General features: G+C 64.9%; 15 protein-coding genes and 1 pseudogene. 11 read left to right on the top strand and 5 right to left on the bottom strand.

Annotated features, from left to right (window positions below; translation table 11 throughout):
• Positions 1-137: 137 nt before the first annotated feature.
• Together V6B15_RS04985 and V6B15_RS04990 are read left to right on the top strand one after the other, a co-directional pair.
• Positions 138-1,088: a DUF808 domain-containing protein gene (locus V6B15_RS04985; protein WP_334200256.1), complete on the top strand. Its 951-nt coding sequence runs from the start codon at positions 138-140 to the stop codon at positions 1,086-1,088.
• The gene (locus V6B15_RS04990; protein WP_334200257.1) at positions 1,081-1,719 is read left to right on the top strand and encodes a glutathione S-transferase family protein; all 639 of its coding nucleotides are present in this window, start codon (positions 1,081-1,083) and stop codon (positions 1,717-1,719) included. The genes V6B15_RS04985 and V6B15_RS04990 overlap by 8 nt, the downstream gene beginning before the upstream one ends.
• Here V6B15_RS04990 and V6B15_RS04995 read toward each other — a convergent pair.
• Positions 1,716-3,143, bottom strand: coding sequence for a glutamate ligase domain-containing protein (locus V6B15_RS04995; RefSeq protein ID WP_334200258.1), 1,428 nt, complete (start codon positions 3,141-3,143; stop codon positions 1,716-1,718). The genes V6B15_RS04990 and V6B15_RS04995 overlap by 4 nt on opposite strands.
• 53 nt (positions 3,144-3,196) lie before the next feature.
• Here V6B15_RS04995 and V6B15_RS05000 point away from each other — a divergent pair, with 53 nt between their 5' ends.
• From V6B15_RS05000 to V6B15_RS05020, 5 genes are all read left to right on the top strand, one after another.
• A complete protein-coding gene (locus tag V6B15_RS05000; RefSeq protein ID WP_334200259.1) occupies positions 3,197-4,021 on the top strand; it encodes an LD-carboxypeptidase in 825 nt (274 codons plus the stop codon).
• Between the two features lie 22 nt (positions 4,022-4,043).
• On the top strand, positions 4,044-4,982 hold the full coding sequence (gene fabD / locus V6B15_RS05005) for an ACP S-malonyltransferase (protein WP_334200260.1): 939 nt from the start codon (positions 4,044-4,046) through the stop codon (positions 4,980-4,982).
• The gene (gene fabG / locus V6B15_RS05010) at positions 4,982-5,734 is read left to right on the top strand and encodes a 3-oxoacyl-[acyl-carrier-protein] reductase (RefSeq protein WP_334200261.1); all 753 of its coding nucleotides are present in this window, start codon (positions 4,982-4,984) and stop codon (positions 5,732-5,734) included. The genes fabD and fabG overlap by 1 nt, the downstream gene beginning before the upstream one ends.
• Before the next feature lie 147 nt (positions 5,735-5,881).
• Positions 5,882-7,006, top strand: a complete 1,125-nt coding sequence (dnaN, locus tag V6B15_RS05015) for a DNA polymerase III subunit beta (RefSeq protein ID WP_334200262.1) — start codon at positions 5,882-5,884, stop codon at positions 7,004-7,006.
• 54 nt (positions 7,007-7,060) lie between these two features.
• Complete coding sequence (locus V6B15_RS05020; protein ID WP_334200263.1) at positions 7,061-8,131, top strand: DUF2855 family protein; 1,071 nt, start codon at positions 7,061-7,063, stop codon at positions 8,129-8,131.
• On the opposite strand, the gene V6B15_RS05025 is transcribed toward V6B15_RS05020, so the two are convergent.
• The 4 genes from V6B15_RS05025 to V6B15_RS05040 form a co-directional block, all read right to left on the bottom strand.
• Complete coding sequence (locus tag V6B15_RS05025; protein WP_334200264.1) at positions 8,128-9,138, bottom strand: zinc-dependent alcohol dehydrogenase family protein; 1,011 nt, start codon at positions 9,136-9,138, stop codon at positions 8,128-8,130. The two genes, V6B15_RS05020 and V6B15_RS05025, sit on opposite strands and share 4 nt — an antisense overlap.
• A 274-nt stretch (positions 9,139-9,412) precedes the next feature.
• On the bottom strand, positions 9,413-11,164 hold the full coding sequence (locus V6B15_RS05030) for an N-acyl-D-amino-acid deacylase family protein (protein ID WP_334200265.1): 1,752 nt from the start codon (positions 11,162-11,164) through the stop codon (positions 9,413-9,415).
• Between the two features lie 61 nt (positions 11,165-11,225).
• Entirely contained in the window at positions 11,226-12,713 is a 1,488-nt protein-coding gene (locus V6B15_RS05035) for an MFS transporter (protein WP_334200266.1), read from the bottom strand.
• A gap of 212 nt (positions 12,714-12,925) precedes the next feature.
• Positions 12,926-14,236, bottom strand: coding sequence for an FAD-dependent oxidoreductase (locus V6B15_RS05040; RefSeq protein WP_334200267.1), 1,311 nt, complete (start codon positions 14,234-14,236; stop codon positions 12,926-12,928).
• Positions 14,237-14,419: 183 nt separating this feature from the next.
• Here V6B15_RS05040 and V6B15_RS05045 point away from each other — a divergent pair, with 183 nt between their 5' ends.
• The 4 genes and pseudogenes from V6B15_RS05045 to V6B15_RS05060 form a co-directional block, all read left to right on the top strand.
• Entirely contained in the window at positions 14,420-16,639 is a 2,220-nt protein-coding gene (locus V6B15_RS05045; protein WP_334200268.1) for an EAL domain-containing protein, read from the top strand.
• 95 nt (positions 16,640-16,734) lie between these two features.
• A complete protein-coding gene (lepA, locus tag V6B15_RS05050) occupies positions 16,735-18,570 on the top strand; it encodes a translation elongation factor 4 (protein ID WP_334200269.1) in 1,836 nt (611 codons plus the stop codon).
• A gap of 83 nt (positions 18,571-18,653) precedes the next feature.
• The gene (locus V6B15_RS05055) at positions 18,654-18,980 is read left to right on the top strand and encodes a DUF6481 family protein (protein WP_320180054.1); all 327 of its coding nucleotides are present in this window, start codon (positions 18,654-18,656) and stop codon (positions 18,978-18,980) included.
• A gap of 22 nt (positions 18,981-19,002) precedes the next feature.
• Positions 19,003-19,167 (top strand): annotated as a pseudogene (locus tag V6B15_RS05060) (hypothetical protein); the annotation flags it as partial.
• Positions 19,168-19,198 lie beyond the last annotated feature (31 nt).

Consider the following 19,198-nt stretch of genomic DNA (forward strand, 5'->3'; position numbering starts at 1 on the left):
CCCGAATCCGGTATCGCCGGACATGAGGGATGCGCGCACATAGCGGGATTGGCCGCGAATGCAAGCGACGTTCGGGGCTTGGCAGCGCGGAACCGGGAGGGCAGGGCGGCATTGCGTCTGCAACAAAGGAGTATTGCGTGCCCGGTGGATTAGTAGCCCTGCTCGACGACGTTTCGATCATCGCCCGCGCGGCGGCCGCCTCGGTCGACGATATCGGGGTGGCGGCCAGCCGCGCCGGCACGAAGACGGCGGGCGTCGTGATCGACGATGCGGCGGTCACGCCGAGCTATGTCACCGGCCTCAGCCCCGCGCGCGAGCTGCCGATCATCTGGAACATCACCAAGGGCAGCTTGAAGAACAAGCTGATCATCCTGTTGCCCGGCGCCTTGTTGCTGAGCTGGCTGCTACCCAGCGCGATCATCTTCATCCTCATGCTCGGGGGCGGCTACCTGTCCTACGAAGGGGCGGAAAAGGTAATGGAGAAACTGGGTAGCGAAAAACATGGCCTGACGGTGGACGACGAGATCGCCGATCCCGTCGCCTTCGAGAAACAGCGGGTCGCGGGCGCGATCCGTACCGATCTGATCCTGTCGGCGGAGATCATGGCGATCACGCTCAACGAAGTGGCCTCGGAGGATTTCATCGTCCGCGCGGGCGTGCTGGCGATCGTCGGGATAGCGGTGACGCTGTTCGTCTATGGCGCGGTGGCGCTGATCGTGAAGCTCGACGACATCGGCCTGCACCTGCGCGAAAAGAGCTCCGAGCTGGCGCAGACCTTCGGCCAGTTCCTCGTCACCTCGGTGCCCTATCTGCTGACCACGCTGTCCTTCGTCGGCACGATCGCGATGCTGTGGGTCGGCGGCGGGATCATCCTGCACAGCCTCCACGAGCTCGGCCTGCATGGGCCCTCGGACTGGGCGCATGGCGTGCAGCACATGGTCGAGGGTGTCACTGGCGGCCTTTCGGGCATCCTCGGCTGGACGACCTACGCCGGCCTGTCCGCACTGGCCGGGCTGGGGCTGGGTTTCGTGCTCGCGATCGTGATCCACAAGGTGTTCAAGATCGGGAAGACGCACGGTCATGGCTGAGCGGCCGGTTCTCTACACCTGCGCGGGTTCGCGCGGGCTTCGCGCAACCTGGGCGGCCGAGGAGGCCGAAGTCGATGTCGAGCTGAAGCTGCTGCCGTTCCCGCCGCGCTTTACCGCGCCCGACTATCTCGAGATCAATCCGCTGGGTACGGTGCCCATGCTGGTCGAGGGCGAGGTGCAGATGACCGAAAGCTGCGCCATCGCGCATTATCTGGCGACCAAAGGCGCGGACCAATCGCTGGTCGTGGCACCGGGGGAGCCGGATTATCCCGCCTATCTCGACTTCACCTATCACGCCGATGCAACGATCACCTTCCCGCAGACCGTCTATATGCGCTTTGCCCTGTTCGAGAAGGACAAGGGCTGGGGCGAGGCGGGCGAGGCCTATGCCAAGTGGTTCTGGAAGCGGCTCGTCAAGCTCGAGCAGCGCCTCGAAACGCGCGAATTCCTGTGCGCGGATCGCTTTACCGTGGCGGATATCTGCTGCGGTTATGCGCTGATCCTGGCGGGCCGGGTGGGCTTGGACGAGGGCGTACCGCAATCGCTCAGGGACTACCGCGACCGGTTGACCGCACGCGAGGGATATCGCCGCGCAGTGGCGCGTGAGGCCGCGGGCCCCGCCGCGCTTTAGGGCAGCCGGTCGAACAGGCCGCGGGCAAATCCGCTCAGCGTATCGTCGCGCGCGCCCATGATCACGATCCGGTCCCCCGGCTGCGCGATTTCGGCCAGCCGGTCACCGACCGCCTCGCGTGTGGGGATGTGTTCCGCATGGCCGCCCGCTTCCTCGATCAGCCGCACGATCCGCTCGCTGCCTTCGCTGCGATCGACCGAGCCGCCGAAATAAACCGGATCGCACAGGATCACGCGGTCGCCGTCGCCCAATTCTTGCGCGAAGGTCTGGGCCAGTTCCTCGCCCATCTGGCGCAAGGGCCCGTAGCCATGCGGCTGGAAGAAGGCGAGCACGCGGCCCGGATGCGCCTTGAGCGTGCGCAGCGTGGCGGCGCATTTCTCGGGATTGTGGCCGAAATCGTCGATCACGGTGATGGCCGAGGCGCTGGTGCCGATAATGTCGAAGCGGCGCGCGAGCCCTGCGAAGCCCGCCAGCGCGGCGACCGCCTTGGCCACCGGGATGCCCGCGGCGGCGGCCCCGGCGATGGCCGCCAGCGCATTGGACAGGTTGTGCCGTCCGGGCAGGTCGAGCGTCAGCGCATGCTCGCTCCCGTCATCCCGGTCGATGATCAGAGCGGCCTGGCGCATCGGGCCTTCCGCGATCGAGCCCGGGACGACGCCGATCTGCGCCTTCTCCTGCTCGATGCCGAAGGTGACGACTTCCTTCGCATGCGGCAGCAGCGCCAGTGCCTCGGGGTCGTCGGCATTGATCACCGAAATGCGGCTGCGCGACAGGTAATCGCCGAACAACTGGCGCAGCTCTTCCATGCTCTTGTGGTCGAGGCTGACATTGAGCAGCACGCCGACCGCCGGACGATAGAGCGCGATCGAGCCGTCGCTCTCGTCGACTTCGCTGACATAGAGGCTCTGCCCGCCGACCACCGCGCTGGCGTAGGGACGTTCGGGCGAGACGAAGTTCTTCATCACCGCGCCGTTCATGATCGTCGGTTCGCGTCCGCAGGCGTGGAGAATCCAGCCGAGCATGCCGGTGACGGTCGACTTGCCGCTGGTCCCGGCCACCGCCAGCCCCGCACCGCTGGTGTTGAAGAGGATCGAATTGAGCTCGGCGCGGGTCAGTCGCAGGCAATCCAGTTCGCTGGCGCGCTTGGCATCGGGTACGGTGTCCTCCACCGCCGCGCTGGCAACGAGGATCTGCCCGGCCGAGACGATCCCGCTGCCGTCTTGGGGATGCAGCGTGAAACCCTGTTGTTCGAGCGCGGCGAACTTGTCGGGCGTGCGGCCCTGATCGCGGCTGCGGTCAGATCCTTCGACCGTACAGCCGCGACCTTTGAGGATCTGCGCCAGCGGCAGCATTCCCGATCCGCCGATCCCGCAGAAGAAGAAGGGACGGGCGAACAATTCATCTGGAGTGGGCATATCGCTCATGCGCGTGCAGCTATTGAGTTGTGCCGCGCGATACAAGCACGCTAGCAGGGCGCATGGTCAGAATTGCGATCTGCGCCCCCGGAAAGCGGTTGAAGCGCGAACGGGCAGAGGCGGTCGAAGCGCTGGTGGCGGGGCGCAGCGACGTATCGTTGCAGTTCCACGAACAATGCTTTGCCGAAGACGGGCATTTCGCCGGTAGCGACGCGGTGCGGCTCGCCGCCTTGCTCGATTGCGCCAACGATCCCGGCTTCGATGCGGTGTGGTTCGCGATGGGCGGCTATGGTTCGAACCGCATCGCCCCGCAGGCGGTGGCGCAAATGAACGCGGCAGCGCGGGACAAGTCCTATCTCGGCTATTCCGACACCGGCTTCCTGCTCGCCGCGCTGTACAGGCATGGCATCGGGCGCGTCGCGCACGGGCCGCTGGCGGGCGACGTCCGGCGCGAGGGCGGCGGCAAGGCGATCGAGCGCGCGCTCGGCTGGTTCAAGGGCGGGGAGGACGGTCTCGAACCCGGTCTCGATACGCGCCCCGCGGTGGCTTTCAACCTCGCCACGCTGGCGATGCTGGTCGGGACCGAGCTTGCCCCCGACCTGTCGGGCCATGTCGTCATGGTCGAGGAAGTGGCGGAGCATCTCTATGCGGTGGACCGGCTGCTGTTTCATGTGACGCAGCACCTTGGCGGCATCGCGGGCCTGCGCCTCGGCCGGATCAGCGATATCCCCGACAACGACCGCCCCTTTGGCAGCGACGAGGTCGCGATCGCGCAGGACTGGTGCCGGCGCAGCGGCATACCCTATCTCGGCAGGGCGGATATCGGGCACGATGCTGCCAACAAGATTGTCCCCTTCGGGCTTGAGGCGCGCGCCGCGCGCGACTAGGCGCGGCGGCGAGGAGACTTACATGACTGCATTCATCTTTCCCGGGCAGGGAAGCCAGAAAGTCGGCATGGGCGCCGACCTCGCCGACGCCAGCGCGCATGCCCGTGCGGTGTTCGAAGAGGTTGACGAAGCGCTCAAGCAGAAGCTCTCGGCGCTGATGAAGGACGGGCCGGAGAGCGAGTTGACCATGACTGCCAACGCCCAGCCCGCGATCATGGCCAATTCGGTGGCCACCGCACGCGTACTCGAAAAGGAATTCGGGATCGCTCTCGCCCAGAGCGCCGATTGCGTCGCGGGTCATTCGCTCGGCGAATACAGTGCGCTGTGCGCCGCCGGGGCTTTCTCGCTGACCGACACCGCCAAGCTGCTGCGCCTGCGCGGCATCGCCATGCAGGATGCCGTGCCCATCGGGGTCGGCGCGATGGCCGCGCTGCTCGGCGCGGATATCGAGAAGGCCACCGCGCTGGCCGAAGCGGCTGCCGAAGGCCAGGTCTGCGAAGTCGCCAATGACAACGACCCGACGCAGGTGGTTATCTCGGGCCATGCCGAGGCGATCGACCGCGCGATCGAAATGGCCAAGGATCACGGGATCAAGCGCGGTATCAAGCTGCCCGTCTCGGCGCCGTTCCACTGTTCGCTGATGGGCCCCGCTGCACTGCGCATGAAGAACGCGCTCGAAGCGACGCCGCCGCAGGCTTTCACCGTACCGCTGTTCGCCAATGTCACCGCGGCGCGTGTCACCGATCCGGCGCAAGAACAGGCACTGCTGGTCGAGCAGATCACCGGCCGCGTCCGCTGGCGCGAAAGCGTACTGGCGATGCGCGAAGCCGGCATCGAACGCTTCGTCGAAGTGGGCGGCAAGGTGCTTGCCCCGATGGTGGGCCGCATCGACAAGGAGGCGACCACGGTCAGCCTCGTGACCATGGAAGACCTCGAAAACTTCGCCAAGGAGAACGCGTGATGTTCAGCCTCGAAGGCAAGACCGCCCTTGTCACCGGTGCCAGCGGCGGGATCGGTTCGTCGATCGCCTATGCGCTGGCCAAGCAGGGCGCGCGCCTCGCGCTGTCGGGCTCTAACGGCGACAAGCTGCGTGCCTTTCGCGAACAGCTCAACGACGAATTTGGCCACGACCATGTCGAGATCACCTGCGATCTGTCGAACACGACGCAGGTCGAGGAACTGATCCCGGCCACCGTCGATACGCTCGGGCGCATGGACATCCTCGTCAACAATGCCGGTATCACGCGCGACAATCTGGCGATGCGGATGAAGGATGACGAATGGGACCAGGTCATCCGCATCAATCTCGAGGCGAGCTTCCGCCTGATGCGCGCCAGCGCGCGGCCGATGATGAAGGCCAAGGGCGGTCGGATTATCTCGATCACCAGCGTCGTCGGGCATACCGGCAATCCGGGGCAGATGAACTATGTCGCTGCCAAATCGGGCCTGACCGGCATGTCGAAGAGCCTCGCGCAGGAACTGGCCAGTCGCAACATCACCGTGAACTGCGTCGCTCCGGGGTTCATCCGCACTGCGATGACCGAATCGCTGACCGACGACCAGAAGGCGGCGATCAACGGCCGCATTCCGATGGGCCGGATGGGCGAGGGCGACGAGATCGGCGCCGCGGTCGCCTACCTTGCCAGCGACGAGGCAGCCTATGTCACGGGGCAGACGCTCCATGTGAACGGCGGCATGGCGATGATGGGCTGATCCCGCCCACTTTTCCCCAAGGAATTGCGGCGCCGCGGCGTCCGGCCTTGCCCCCCAAGCCCGCCCCGCTAGGGTGACTATCCGTATTCCGGCGCTGGTGGGGCGATTCCGGCCTGCCAGGCGCCCAAAAGGGACGAAAGTAGGACCATGAAGGCCACCATCGAACGCGCGACGCTGCTGCGTTGTCTCAGCCACGTGCAGTCGGTCGTAGAACGCCGCAATACCATCCCCATCCTCTCCAATGTGCTGATCGAGGCCGAAGGCGACAATTCGCTGAAGGTCATGGCGACCGACCTCGATCTGCAGGTTGTCGAGCATATGGATGCCAGCGTCGACAGCGCGGGCGCGATTACGGTTTCGGCGCATCTGCTGTTCGATATCGCGCGCAAGCTGCCCGAAGGGTCGCAGGTCAGCCTCGAGGCGGCGGATAACCGCATGGCGATCAACGCCGGACGCAGCCGCTTCTCGCTGCCCACGCTGCCGCGCGACGATTTCCCCGTGATCGTGGAAGGCGATCTGCCGACCAGCTTCGAACTGCCCGCCAAGACGCTGTCCGAACTGATCGACCGCACCCGCTTCGCGATCTCGACCGAAGAAACCCGGTACTATCTCAACGGTATCTTCTTCCACGTCTCGGACGACAATGAACCCGTGCTCAGGGCTGCCGCCACCGATGGCCACCGCCTCGCACGCTTCACCCTGCCGCGCCCCGCCGGTGCGGAAGGCATGCCCGATGTCATCGTGCCGCGCAAAGCGGTGGCCGAATTGCGCAAGCTGCTCGACGAATCGCTCGACGGCAATGTCCAGATCGACCTGTCGGCCAGCAAGGTCCGCTTCAAGCTTGGCGGGACGGGCGGGGTGGTCCTGACCAGCAAGCTGATCGACGGCACCTTCCCGGATTATTCGCGCGTTATTCCAACGGGTAACGACAAGCTGTTGAGGCTCGATCCGAAGAGCTTCCACGAAGGCGTGGACCGTGTCGCAACGATCGCCACCGAGAAGACCCGTGCGGTCAAGATGGGGCTCGACAAGGACAAGGTCACGCTGACGGTTACCAGCCCCGACAACGGCACCGCGACCGAGGAAGTGCCCGCCGAATATTCGTCCGACGGGTTCGAGATCGGCTTCAACGCTGGCTATCTCAAGGACATCCTCAACCAGATCGATGCCGACATGGTGGAGATCCACCTGGCCGATGCCGGCGCCCCGACGCTGATCCGCAAGGACGAGAATTCGCCCGCGCTCTACGTCCTCATGCCGATGCGGGTTTAATTGCTCGCATTCGCACCGGCAGGTCGGTAGCCTGCTCCGTAAGGAGAGGTGCGAATGCAGCAGGTTCATGTCCGCAAGGATGCCATTGCCACGGCCGAGCTGGTCGAGTGTGAGCAGGGGGATTTGGCCGCAGGCGCCATTCGCCTCGCGATCGAGAGCTTCTCGGTCACCGCCAACAATGTGACCTACGCCGTCGTTGGCGACGGTTTCGGCTATTGGAACTTCTTCCCCGCTCCCGAAGGCATGGGCATCGTGCCCATGTGGGGGCACGCGCGGGTGATCGAGAGCAATCATCCCGAAATCGCGGTGGGCGAGCGGGTCTATGGCTACCTGCCCATGGCGACGCATCTCGATGTCGTGCCGGGCAAGGTTTCGGCGGGCGGTTTCACCGACATGGCCGACCACCGCCAGCCGATGAGCCCGATCTACAACCAGTATTCGCGGCTCGCCGCCGACACCGAGCATGACCCGGCGCGCGAGGGCGAACGGATGATCTTCGGGCCGCTGTTCAAGACCGGTTTTCTGATCGAATATTTCATGCGCTCGCAAGACTGGTTCGGTGCGCGGCAATTGGTCATCACCAGCGCCTCGTCAAAGACCGCGATGGGGCTGGCGAGCGTGGCCAAGCATCGTTCGCCACAAGTGCGGCGGGTGGGACTAACCTCGGCGGGCAATGTCGCATTTGTCGAGGCGAGCGGGCTGTACGACGAGGTAATCGCCTATGATCGCGTCGCCGAGCTGGAACAGGCACCTAGCGTGGCGGTCGACTTCGCGGGCAATGCGGGGCTCCTGCGCGAGATTCACGAGCGGTTGGACGAGGTGTTGCAGTATTCCTGCCTCGTCGGGGCGACACATATCGACGAACGCGGCGGGGGCACCGCAGAGCTTCCCGGGCCCACCCCGACGCTGTTCTTCGCCCCCGATCACGCGGTCGCGCGGTTCAAGGACCTCGGTCCCGAAGAAGCGGGCAAGCAGATGGCGGCCAGCTGGCGCGCGTTTCTCGCCGATGCGGGCGACAGCGTGACCATCGAACGGCTCGCGGGCCTCGTCGCCGCGCGCGACACCTTTGCCGCCATGGCCGGCGGCAGCGTCGATCCCGCAAGGGGGATCGTGATCGAGCCCTAGATCTCGATCGCGATCTTGCCGAAGTGACCGCCGCTTTCCTGGTGGCGGAAGGCATCGGCCAGGTTTTCCAGCGCGAAGGTATCGCTGATTTCGGGTTTCAGCCCGTTCGCCTCGATCGCGGCGACCATATCCTGCTGCATCTTGCGGCTGCCCACGGTCAGGCCCTGAACCTTGAGGTTCTTGGAGAACAGCAGCGCGGTCTGCACCGGACCGGCAAAACCCGCGAGTACGCCGATCAGCGCGACATGCCCGCCGACGCGGCTTGCCAGCATCGACTGGTCGAGCGTGCCCGCACCGCCGATCTCGACCACGCAATCGACCCCGCGGCCGCCAGTGATCTCCAGCGCCTTTGGCCCCCAGGCCTGCACTTCCCTGTAATTGATCAGATGGTCGGCACCGAGGGCCTTCACCCGCTTGAGCTTCTCGTCCGAGGAAGAGGTGGCAATCACCGTCGCGCCGGCCGCCTTGGCGAATTGCAGCGCGAAGATGGACACGCCGCCGGTGCCCTGGACCAGCACCGTGTCACCCGGCTTGAGCGCGTAATCCACGAACAAGGCGCGCCACGCGGTCAGTCCGGCGCAGGTCAGCGTGGCCGCTTCGGCATGGCTGAAGCCCTTGGGCGCGCGGGTGAACCAATGCGTCGGCGCGGTGACCGCTTCGCGCGCATAGCCATCGATGCCGTCACCCGGCACGCGGGTGAAGGCACTGGTGGGCGGAGAGCCGTCGAGCCAGTCGGGAAAGAAGGTGCTGACGACGTGATCGCCCACGGCGAATTCGGTCACGCCTTCGCCCACCGCGGTGACTACCCCCGCACCATCGGACATCGGGATGCGGCCTGGCGGGGAGGGGATCATGCCTTTGACCACCGCATAGTCGTGATAGTTGAGCGAGCTTGCCTTCAACCCGACCGTAATCTCGCCGGGACCGGGCGCGGCGGCATCGTCGATGTCGCAATATTCCAGCGCGTCGAGCGTGGAGGGCGTCGCGCCCGTACGGATCGCTTTCATTTTAGACCATTCCATTTTGAAAGAGGTTTCTCGGAGCGAAGGCAAGTTCCGCAAAGCTCGACGTCGTTAAACCCTTTGTCTTGCCAAGATCTAGCTCGCTCCAGAGCTCCAACCCAATCCAGCATCTCTGACCACCCAGTAGGGCCACCTTCCGTACGATCTTGCCCGATCTGACCATGACCGTCGTTGCAGTTCCCGCACGAGCCTTTGTGAATACGCGCCCTCCCGATGGGAGGCATGTGCGAGACGTAGAACCCGCGGTGATGAGTTGGATTCATTCGGCTGCCTCCAGCAGTTCGACCCGCTGCGGGCCGCGGATCAGCCCCCCGGGTGCCGCGCCGGTCCATTCGCCTTCGCGGAAAGTCACCTTGCCGTTCTTGATCGTGGCGACATAGCCCTCGGCCTTCTGCAGCAGGCGCTTGCCGCCGGCGGGCAGGTCGAAGGCGAGCCACGGCTTGCCCAGCCTGAGCCGGTCCATGTCGATGATGTTGATGTCCGCGAGATAGCCCGGCGCGAGCACGCCGCGATCCTCCAGCCCGTAGAGCCGCGCAGTATCGTTGCACTGGCGCTTGATCGCGTTTTCCAGGCCGATCGTGCCGCGCGCCCGGTCGCGCACCCAGTGCTGCAGCATGAAGGTGGGTGAGGCGGCATCGCAGATCGTCCCGCAATGCGCGCCGCCATCGGACAGCGAATTCACCGTGTCGTCGGCATGTTGCAGGTCTTTCAGGAAATCGAGATTGCCGTCGGCATAATTAAGGATCGGCAGATAGATGAAGCCCTTGCCCTCGTCGCGGCAGAGCAGGTCGTAGGCATATTCATCGCCCGACAGCCCGGCTGCCTTGGCGCGTTCGAGAATGCTCTCTTCCGCGGTCGGTTCGTAATTGAAGTCGGGGTCCATCTCGAACTGCATGTTCCAGCCGCCGCAGACCACCATGATCAGGCCCATGATGTCCTGATTGACCTCGGAGAAATCATGCTGTTCGGCGATCAGGCGCGCCTTGAACTCGGGATCGAACAGCTTGGCCTTCTGCTCCTCCCACGGCAGGTCCTCGATCTCGCGCCAGCTCGGCTTGAGGCGGAAGGGGTGGACGGTGCCCTGCCACGCCATCACGATGCCGTTGCCGCGTAGCGCGATCTGCGCGACGATATTGGCGCCATTGTCGTTTTCGGCGCGCATGCTTGCGATCTGCTCGTCGAGCGGCATTTCCTTGGCGATCGACTGGAGCGCGGCGAAGGTGACGGGCAGGCCGGTTTCGCGGCTCATCTGCCCCATCCAGCCGAACTCGTCCCATTCGCGCATCATGTCGCTCGCCATTTCGAATACGCCGTGCCCGGCGCGGCCCATCGCGCGGCCGATTTCGACCAGTTCCTCGGCGGTCGCAGTGGTGCCGGGGACGACTTCGCCGCCGATATCGCGGTGCAGCACGGTGCGCGAGGTGGAGAAACCCAGCGCGCCCGCGCGGACGCCGTCTTCGACGATGCGGCTCATGGCGGCAATGTCTTCGGCGGTCGGCACGGCACCGGGACGCTCGCGATCGCCCAGCACATAGGCGCGCACCGAACCGTGGGGCACATGCGTTCCCACATCGACGGTGCGCGGCAGTATCTCGAGCGCGTCGAGATATTCGGGGAAGGTCTCCCAGTCCCAATTCATGCCTTCGGCCAGCGCGGTGCCGGGAATATCCTCGACCCCTTCCATCAGGCCGATCAGCCATTCGTGCTTGTCGGGCTTGGCGGGCGCGAAGCCGACGCCGCAATTGCCCATCACCACGGTGGTGACGCCGTGCCAGCTCGACGGGGCCATTTCCTGGTCCCAGGTGGCCTGGCCGTCATAATGCGTATGGATGTCGACGAAGCCGGGCGTGACCAGATGCCCCTGCGCGTCGATTTCCTCGGCAGCATCACCGCTAACCTCGCCCACCTGGGCGATCAGGCCATCCTTGACGGCGATATCGCCGGTAAAGCGGTCCTGGCCGGTGCCATCGACGATGGTCCCGTTGCGAATGATCAGATCATATGCGGGCATGTTTGTGCTCCTCTCTCCACGGAGGAAGGTTCCACAATGCAACCGATGAGTCCAGCGCAGACTAGGCGGCCCGGTCGGGCATCCTCACTGTCAGCAGTGCAGCGAGGCCGATGACGAACAGCAGGTGGATTGACGTCATCCCGATCCGCTGGTCGCCCGACCACAGCGTGAACTGTTCGACCAGCAGCGGCCCCATCCACACGGTAATCGTCCCGGCGATCGCATAGAGGCCGAAGAATTCACCGCTGCGCCCCGGCGGGGCGAGGGTGACGAGCATGCTCCGGCTCGACGAAATGCTGGCCGTGGCGGTCACCGCGATGACGCTGATCAGCCCGAGATAGACGAGGTCGGACAGCGTGCGGAAGACCAGCCCGTCCCACACCACGACATTCTCGACCAGCCCGAGAAACAGGCTGTCGCGCGTAATGCTGAGCTGGACCAACCCGACGACGATCATCGCGAGGATTTCCAGCGCCAGCGCGCGCTTCACGCCGACCTTGCCCTCGAGCCAGCCGCCGAAAATCCCGCCGCAAAAGGCGCAGGCGCTGGCAAAGATCGCGTAGCAAAGCATTTCGAGGAAATTCCAGCCGAGGAACAGCGCGACATAGACCGCGCCAAGCGCCAGCAGCGCGGCCATGGCATCGGCATAGAACATGCGCGCGACGAGGAATGTCATCAGCTGGCGGTATTGCGCCGCCTCGCGCACCGTGCGCCAGACGCTGCGCGCGCCATCGCGGAACGCCGCGATCCAGCTTGCCCCCGGGACGCCCGTATCGCGGGCGTTGCGGAAGAAGGGGATCGAAAACAGCACCAGCCAGACCGCGCAGATCGGGCCGACCATGCGGGCATGCTCGAAGCTCGCCAGATCGACGCCGAATTGCGGAACCGCGAAGGGCCAGCCGATCATCGCGGGCAGCACGAACAACAGCGCAATCGCGATGAAGATCAACGTCGCGGCGAGATTGCCCAGGCCCAGGCCGAGCCCCGAGATCATGGCCAGCCGCCGCGGCTCCCCGGCGACGCTGAGCATCGCGTTATGGGTGACCTCCGAATAGGTGAAGCTGACATAGGCAATGACCAGCAGCGCCATGATCATCGGCACCGGCAGGCCCGCACCGCCCGGCATGGCGAACCACAGCAGCGCCGAGCAGATTGCGATCGAGCCGAGGAAAATGACCAGTATCGGCTTGAGCCGTCCCCCGCGATCGAGCGCCGCGCCCAGGAAGGGTGCGGTCAGCGCGGCGATGATCCCGGCCCATTTGGTGACCGAGGCGATCGTTGCCTGGCCTTGCGCATTGGCCGCAGCCAGCGCCGCCTCGGGCTCCATCGTGTCGAGCGTCCCGCTGGCCAGCAAATCCGCACCGATGATGTCGCGCGCGAAATAGGGCGCGAAAATGTAGATGACGACGAGGACGTAATAGGGATTGCGGGCCCATTCGAAGACCGCCCACGCAAAGCCGGTTCGGCCCAGTGCGCCGCCTTCGCCGGAGGTCGGGCGAATATGTTGATGCGAGAGCGGATTGGCAGCCAGCGCCGGGTCGCCGGCCACCTAGCTGGGGCTCCCCGACGATCTGTCCTTGGGGCGCAAGGAGACCGAAATCTCCCGCACCGATTGGTCACGGTGGCCGCAGCCGCCGGAGTGCCGGGCAGCTTTGCTGTCGAGCCTGGTCATGTTCGAGGGTCTCTCCGCTGATATTCTTATCGTTATAGTTGCGACCGCGGTGGTTCATGCTGCGGCGAGGTGAATTAGGCAAGCGCGGCTTATTCTCCGCGCGCAGCGATCATACTGGCGATATCGACGAACTTCTCGCGCGGCGCACCGGCACGGGCGGCCGCGATCTCGGCTTCCTCGATCTTCTGCCAGTCGCGGAAGGTCACCACGTCGAGTTCGCGCTCGCGGGCGAGCTGGTCGAACCCGTCGCGTCCGGCTCTGTCCGAGCCAGCGCCGATGTCCGCGTCCACCACATCGATCACCGCATAGCCATCGGGCCGGTTGGTGCCGATCGTGCCGCTGGGTCCGCGCTTGGCCCAGCCGACGCAGTAAAGGCCGGGTCCGATCCGCCCCTCGTCATTGGCGAAGCGGCCGGCGCGCTCGTCGAAGGGCACCCCCGGTATCGGGGAGGTCTGGTAGCCGATACAGGTCACCACCAAATCAGCGGGCAGGCGGTAGGTCTCGCCCGTGCCCACCGCGCGGCCGGCTTCGATCGTCGTCCGCTCGACCTCGACACCGGCGACCTTGCCATCGTCGCTCAGGATCGCCTGCGGGCTGGCATAGAAATCGAACGCGATGGTGAGCGGTTTTTCCTCCGCAGCCTCGGCGGGGAGGGCGGCGAATTCGCGTAGCAGGGTAACCGATTTGCGCTGGCCCGGCTCGAGCACGGCGTCGTCATCGACCGGCGGCAGGTCAGCCTCATCGACCCGCGGCCGCGCGCGCTCGAGATGCAGGAGTTCGCCCAGCTCCTTGGGCGTCATCATGATCTGGTGCGGGCCGCGGCGCCCGAGGATGGTGATCGTCTCGATACTGCTGGTGCGCAGGGTGTCGAGCGCATGGGTGACGATATCCGACCCGGCAAACTCGCTCGCGGTCTTGGCCAGGATCCGCGCGACGTCGAGTGCGACATTGCCCATGCCAATCACGACTGCATGCTTGCCCGATAGCTGCGGGCCGAGCGCGGCGAATTCGGGATGGCCATTGTACCAGCCGACGAAGGCCGCGCTGCCGATAACGTTGTCCGCTTCGGCCCCGGCAATCGGTAGCGCGCGGTCGACCGGCGCGCCGGTGGCCAGCACCACCGCATCGTAAAGCTCGCCCAGTTCGGCAATGGTGATGTCTTCGCCCACCGCGACATTGCCGACAAAACGTACCGTATCGCCGATCGCAGTCTTCTCGTAGCGCCGCGCGACGGCCTTGATCGACTGGTGGTCGGGGGCGACCCCGGTGCGGATCAGTCCGAAGGGCACGGGGAGTTTGTCGAACACATCGATGCGGGCGTCCTCGCCCCATTTCTTGACCGCCGCTTCGGCCGTGTAATAGCCCGCCGGGCCCGACCCCACGATCGCGATGTGCCGCATGTCCTTCTCCCACAAGACCGCCAATCCATGCACGCGCGCCCGCTGGCTGGCAACCCGATGTGGGCGGCCATAATCCCCCGAAAACTATGGTTAGCCGCCTGTTAAGGTACATTTGGTATGATTGACCTTCGCCGGGGGGCGCCGGACTGCACCCGTGGGCAATCAATCGGAGCATCAATACACATGGCAGGGTTCTTCTCGCGATCGGTGCGGGCAACGGCGGATGAGGATGCAGCGTCGGACGAGGCACCGCTGCGCCCAATCGCCGCTTCCGATGCCGTCCGCCGGGTCGAACTGCTCGACAGTTTCGAGGCCGCGGGACTCGGCTGGTTCTGGGCCACCGACGCGCAGGGACGCCTGATCTATCTGTCCGATAATGCCGCCGAGAAGCTCGGCTGGTCCGATGGCGAGGCGATCGGCAAACCGCTGGGCGAATTGTTCATTCCCGAACGGGCCGACGACCCCAACAAGCCCCAGCGCCCGCTCGCCTTCCTGCTGAGCGCGCGCAACTCGATCAGCCAGCTCAATGTCCGCCTGGCCTTTACCAAGGACGAAGTCTGGTGGGAAATCGCCGGTAAACCCCAATTCGACGACAAGGGCCGTTTCACAGGGTACCGCGGCAGCGCCAAGGACATCTCTACCAGTCGCGAAAGCCGGCTCGACGCCGAACGGCTGGCGCAATTCGATCCCGTGACCGGACTGGCCAATCGCCATCGCCTGACCACGCGCCTGACCGAGACGCTCAAGGCCTATCGCAACTCCAAACGCGCTTGTGCGCTGCTGACGCTCGACCTCGACCGGTTCAAGCAGGTCAGCGACACACTGGGCCATCAGGCCGGCGACGAGCTGCTCAAGCAGGTCGCGTCGCGGCTTGAGCGGATTGTCGCTAGCGCGGGTGAAATCGGTCATCTGGGCAGTGACGAATTCCAGATTGTGATGCCCGATGTCGATGATCGCGGCGCGCTCGGCGAACTTGGCCAACGGCTTATCCAGATGCTGTCGCAGCCTTATTCGATCAATGGCGCGCGCGCGATCATCGGGGCCTCGATCGGCATCGCGATCGCGCCCTATGACGGGCTCGATACTGAGGAACTGGTCACCGCGGCCGATCTGGCGCTCTATGCAGCCAAGGGCGGCGGGCGCGGCCAGTACCGGTTCTATTCGAGCGATCTGAAGGATGGGGCGAGACATCGCCGCCAGGTCGAGGAGGATCTGCGCGACGCGATCTCCAATGGCCAGATTTCGATGCACTACCAACCGCTCGTCTGCGCCAAGACCCACAAGGTCGAGAGCTGCGAGGCGCTGATGCGCTGGGATCACCCCGAGCATGGCGATATCCCGCCCGCGGTCTTTATCCCGGTCGCCGAGGATATGGGCATCATCAGGGATATGGGTGAGTGGGCGCTCAACGAGGTTTGCCGCGACGCCAAGCAATGGCCCGTCGATCTGCGTGTCGCAGCGAATGTCTCGGCAATGCAGTTCGCGCATGACGATTTTGCGCAGACCGTCCGGAATGCGCTGACCAACAGCGGACTGGATCCAGCGCGGCTCGAACTCGAGATCACCGAAAGCGTATTCCTCGGCGATACTGGGCGCGTCCAGGCGATGTTCGCCGAACTCAAGGAACTGGGCGTCAAACTCGCGCTCGACGATTTCGGTACCGGCTACAGCTCGCTGAGCTACCTGCGCACTGCGCCGTTCGACAAAATCAAGATCGACCAGAGCTTCGTTCGCGGTGCGACCGAGGAAGGCAACAACAACGCCGCTATCCTGACCGCAATTGTCGGGCTTGCCGATGCGCTGGGTATGGAAACGGTGGCCGAGGGGGTCGAGGCAAAGGACGAGCTCGAACTCGTCACCCAGCGCGGCGCAACGCTGGTCCAGGGCTTTATCTTCGCCCGCGCGATGCCGAACGAGGATTTCCTCGAGCGGCTGGCCGATGGGCAACTGACCTACGAAGCGCGGGGGCCGGCCAAATATCGCGCTGCGCGCAAGACGGTATTCCGCCGGATCGGGCTGATCCATGAAGACAATCGCTACAAGGTCGTGATGCGCAACCTGTCGAAGACGGGGGCGATGATCGAGGGCCTGCTCGACGTCCCGCTGGGCACGCAGGTGGTGCTCGATCTCGGCGGCGGGCAGCTGGCGGTGGCAACGGTGCGGCGTTCGAAGGGAGCGCTGCAGGGCGTCGAGTTCGAGAACCCGCTGATCAGCGACGGGGCCGAGGGGCTATGTACGCGTCACCGCGTGTCGCCCTATCAGATCGAAGCCGCCGGGCGTCCGCTGGCCGCGCTGCCGGACGATCCCTATTCGCTGATCATGGGCGAGCAGGAGGGTGCGGGGACGCCGAAGCAGTTCGTCGAGGTCGAGGTGGGGACTCCCAAACCGGGCACCGGTTACTGACCCCGCGAGGATACGGTGCTTGGCGAGTTAGCCTCCCACGGCTAAGGCGCGCGCAAGGCACTGCGTGTGCCGCCTTTTCCGTTTAAGCAGTTTGTATGACCGATCTCACAAAAATACGCAATTTCAGTATCATCGCCCATATCGACCATGGCAAGTCGACGCTTGCCGACCGGCTGATCCAGCATTGCGGTGGGCTGACCGATCGCGAGATGTCCGAGCAAGTCCTTGATAACATGGACATTGAGAAGGAACGCGGGATCACGATCAAGGCGCAGACGGTGCGCCTCAACTACACCGCCAAGGATGGCGAGACCTATGAGCTCAACCTCATGGACACGCCCGGCCATGTCGATTTCGCCTATGAAGTCTCGCGCAGCCTCGCCGCGTGCGAAGGCGCACTGCTGGTGGTCGACGCGGCGCAAGGGGTCGAGGCGCAGACGCTCGCCAATGTCTACCAGTCGATCGAGCACGACCACGAGATCCTCCCCGTCATCAACAAGATCGACCTCCCCGCCGCCGAACCGCAGCGCGTCGCGGAGGAAATCGAGGAAATCGTCGGCATCGAGGCCACCGGCACCTGGCAGGAGGGCGGCGCGGTGCTCACCAGCGCCAAATCGGGCATCGGCATCGAGGACACGCTCGAGGCGCTCGTCGCGCGCATCCCGCCCCCCACGGGCGACCGCGACGCGCCGCTCAAGGCCATGCTGGTCGACTCCTGGTACGACCCCTATCTCGGCGTGGTCATCCTCGTGCGCGTGATCGACGGCGCGATCAAAAAGGGCCTCAATGTCAAATTCATGCAGGGCGGCACGCAGCACCTGATCGACCGCGTCGGCTGCTTCACCCCCAAGCGCACCGACCTGCCCGAACTGGGTCCGGGCGAGATCGGTTTCATCACCGCGCAGATCAAGGAAGTCGAGCAGGCGCGCGTCGGCGACACGATCACCACGGTGAAGGGCGGGGCGGACAAGGCGCTGCCCGGCTACAAGGAAGTCCAGCCGGTGGTGTTCTGCGGGCTGTTCCCCGTCGATGCCGCCGATTTCGAGAAACTGCGCGAAAGCATCGGCAAGCTGCGGCTCAACGATGCCAGCTTCAGCTTCGAGGCCGAAAGCAGCGCCGCACTTGGCTTCGGTTTCCGCGCGGGCTTCCTCGGTCTGCTGCATCTGGAGATCATCCAGGAACGCCTCACGCGCGAATACGATCTCGACCTGATCACCACCGCCCCTTCGGTGGTCTACCGCATCCAGCTCAACAAGTCGCGGACCGACCCGGCGCAGGAGCTGATGCTGCACAACCCCGCCGACTATCCCGATCCCAGCCGCATCGAGCAGATCGAGGAGCCGTGGATCAAGGCGGTGATCTACACGCCCGACGAATATCTCGGTTCGATCCTCAAGCTGTGCCAGGACCGCCGCGGCATCCAGGTCGACCTGACCTATGTCGGCGGCCGCGCGCAGGTGACCTACGAACTCCCGCTCAACGAAGTGGTGTTCGATTTCTACGACCGCCTCAAGTCGATCAGCCGCGGCTATGCCAGCTTCGACTATGAACAGATCGGCCTGCGCGAGGGCGACCTCGTCAAGATGAGCATCCTGGTGAACAACGAACCGGTCGATGCGCTGTCGATGATCGTCCACCGCGATGTCGCCGAAAGCCGCGGGCGCGGCATGTGCGAACGGCTCAAGGACCTCATCCCGCGGCACCTGTTCAAGGTGCCCATCCAGGCCGCGATCGGCGGCAAGGTGATCGCGCGCGAAACCATCGCCGCGATGCGCAAGGACGTGACCGCCAAATGCTATGGCGGCGACATCAGCCGCAAGAAAAAGCTGCTCGAAAAGCAGAAGAAGGGCAAGGCCCGAATGCGCGAGTATGGCAATGTGAGTATCCCGCAGGAGGCGTTTATCGCCGCGCTGCGCATGGGCGAGGAATAGGCCCGCGCCCCCGGCGCCAGTGCTGTCCAGCCCCCATCAGCTCGCGGCTCACCCCGCCGGCCAACCAGAAAAGATTACCGCTTATGTCCGGATACAAGGACCCCAATCTGCAAGACCGCCTCGCCCTGGCGCAGAAGGCGCGCGAGCAGGCGCTGAAGAAGCTGGCCGACGCGCCCAAGCTCGACGAGGCGACGATTGCCAAGCGCAAGGCCGCGCAGGAAGCGCGCGAAGCCGCCATCGCCGAAAAGAGCGCCGCCAAGCGCGCCGCGATCGCGCAGGCCAAGGCCGACAAGCAGGCCGCCGCCAAGGCCAAGGCCGAAGCCGACGCGGTGCCCGCCCCGACCGAAGCCGAACTGAAGGCCGCGCGCGATGCGAAATATGCGGCGCGGAAGAAGCGGAAGAAGGGGTAGGGTCGGGGGCCTTGCGAGGCCCATCGCCGCGATGCCCAAGGACGTGAGCGCCAAGTGCGACGGCGGCATGCGCAAGAAAAAGCTGCTCGAGAAACAGAAGAAGGGTAAGGTCCGGATGCGCGAGTACGGCAACGTATCGATCTCACAGAAAGCCTTCATCGCCGCGCTGCGGATGGGAGAGAATTGAATGTTTGACTTCACTTGAAATATCTGGACAT

Source organism: Qipengyuania sp. Mu-71, assembly GCF_036867055.1.
In the GTDB taxonomy this organism is placed as follows: domain Bacteria; phylum Pseudomonadota; class Alphaproteobacteria; order Sphingomonadales; family Sphingomonadaceae; genus Qipengyuania; species Qipengyuania profunda.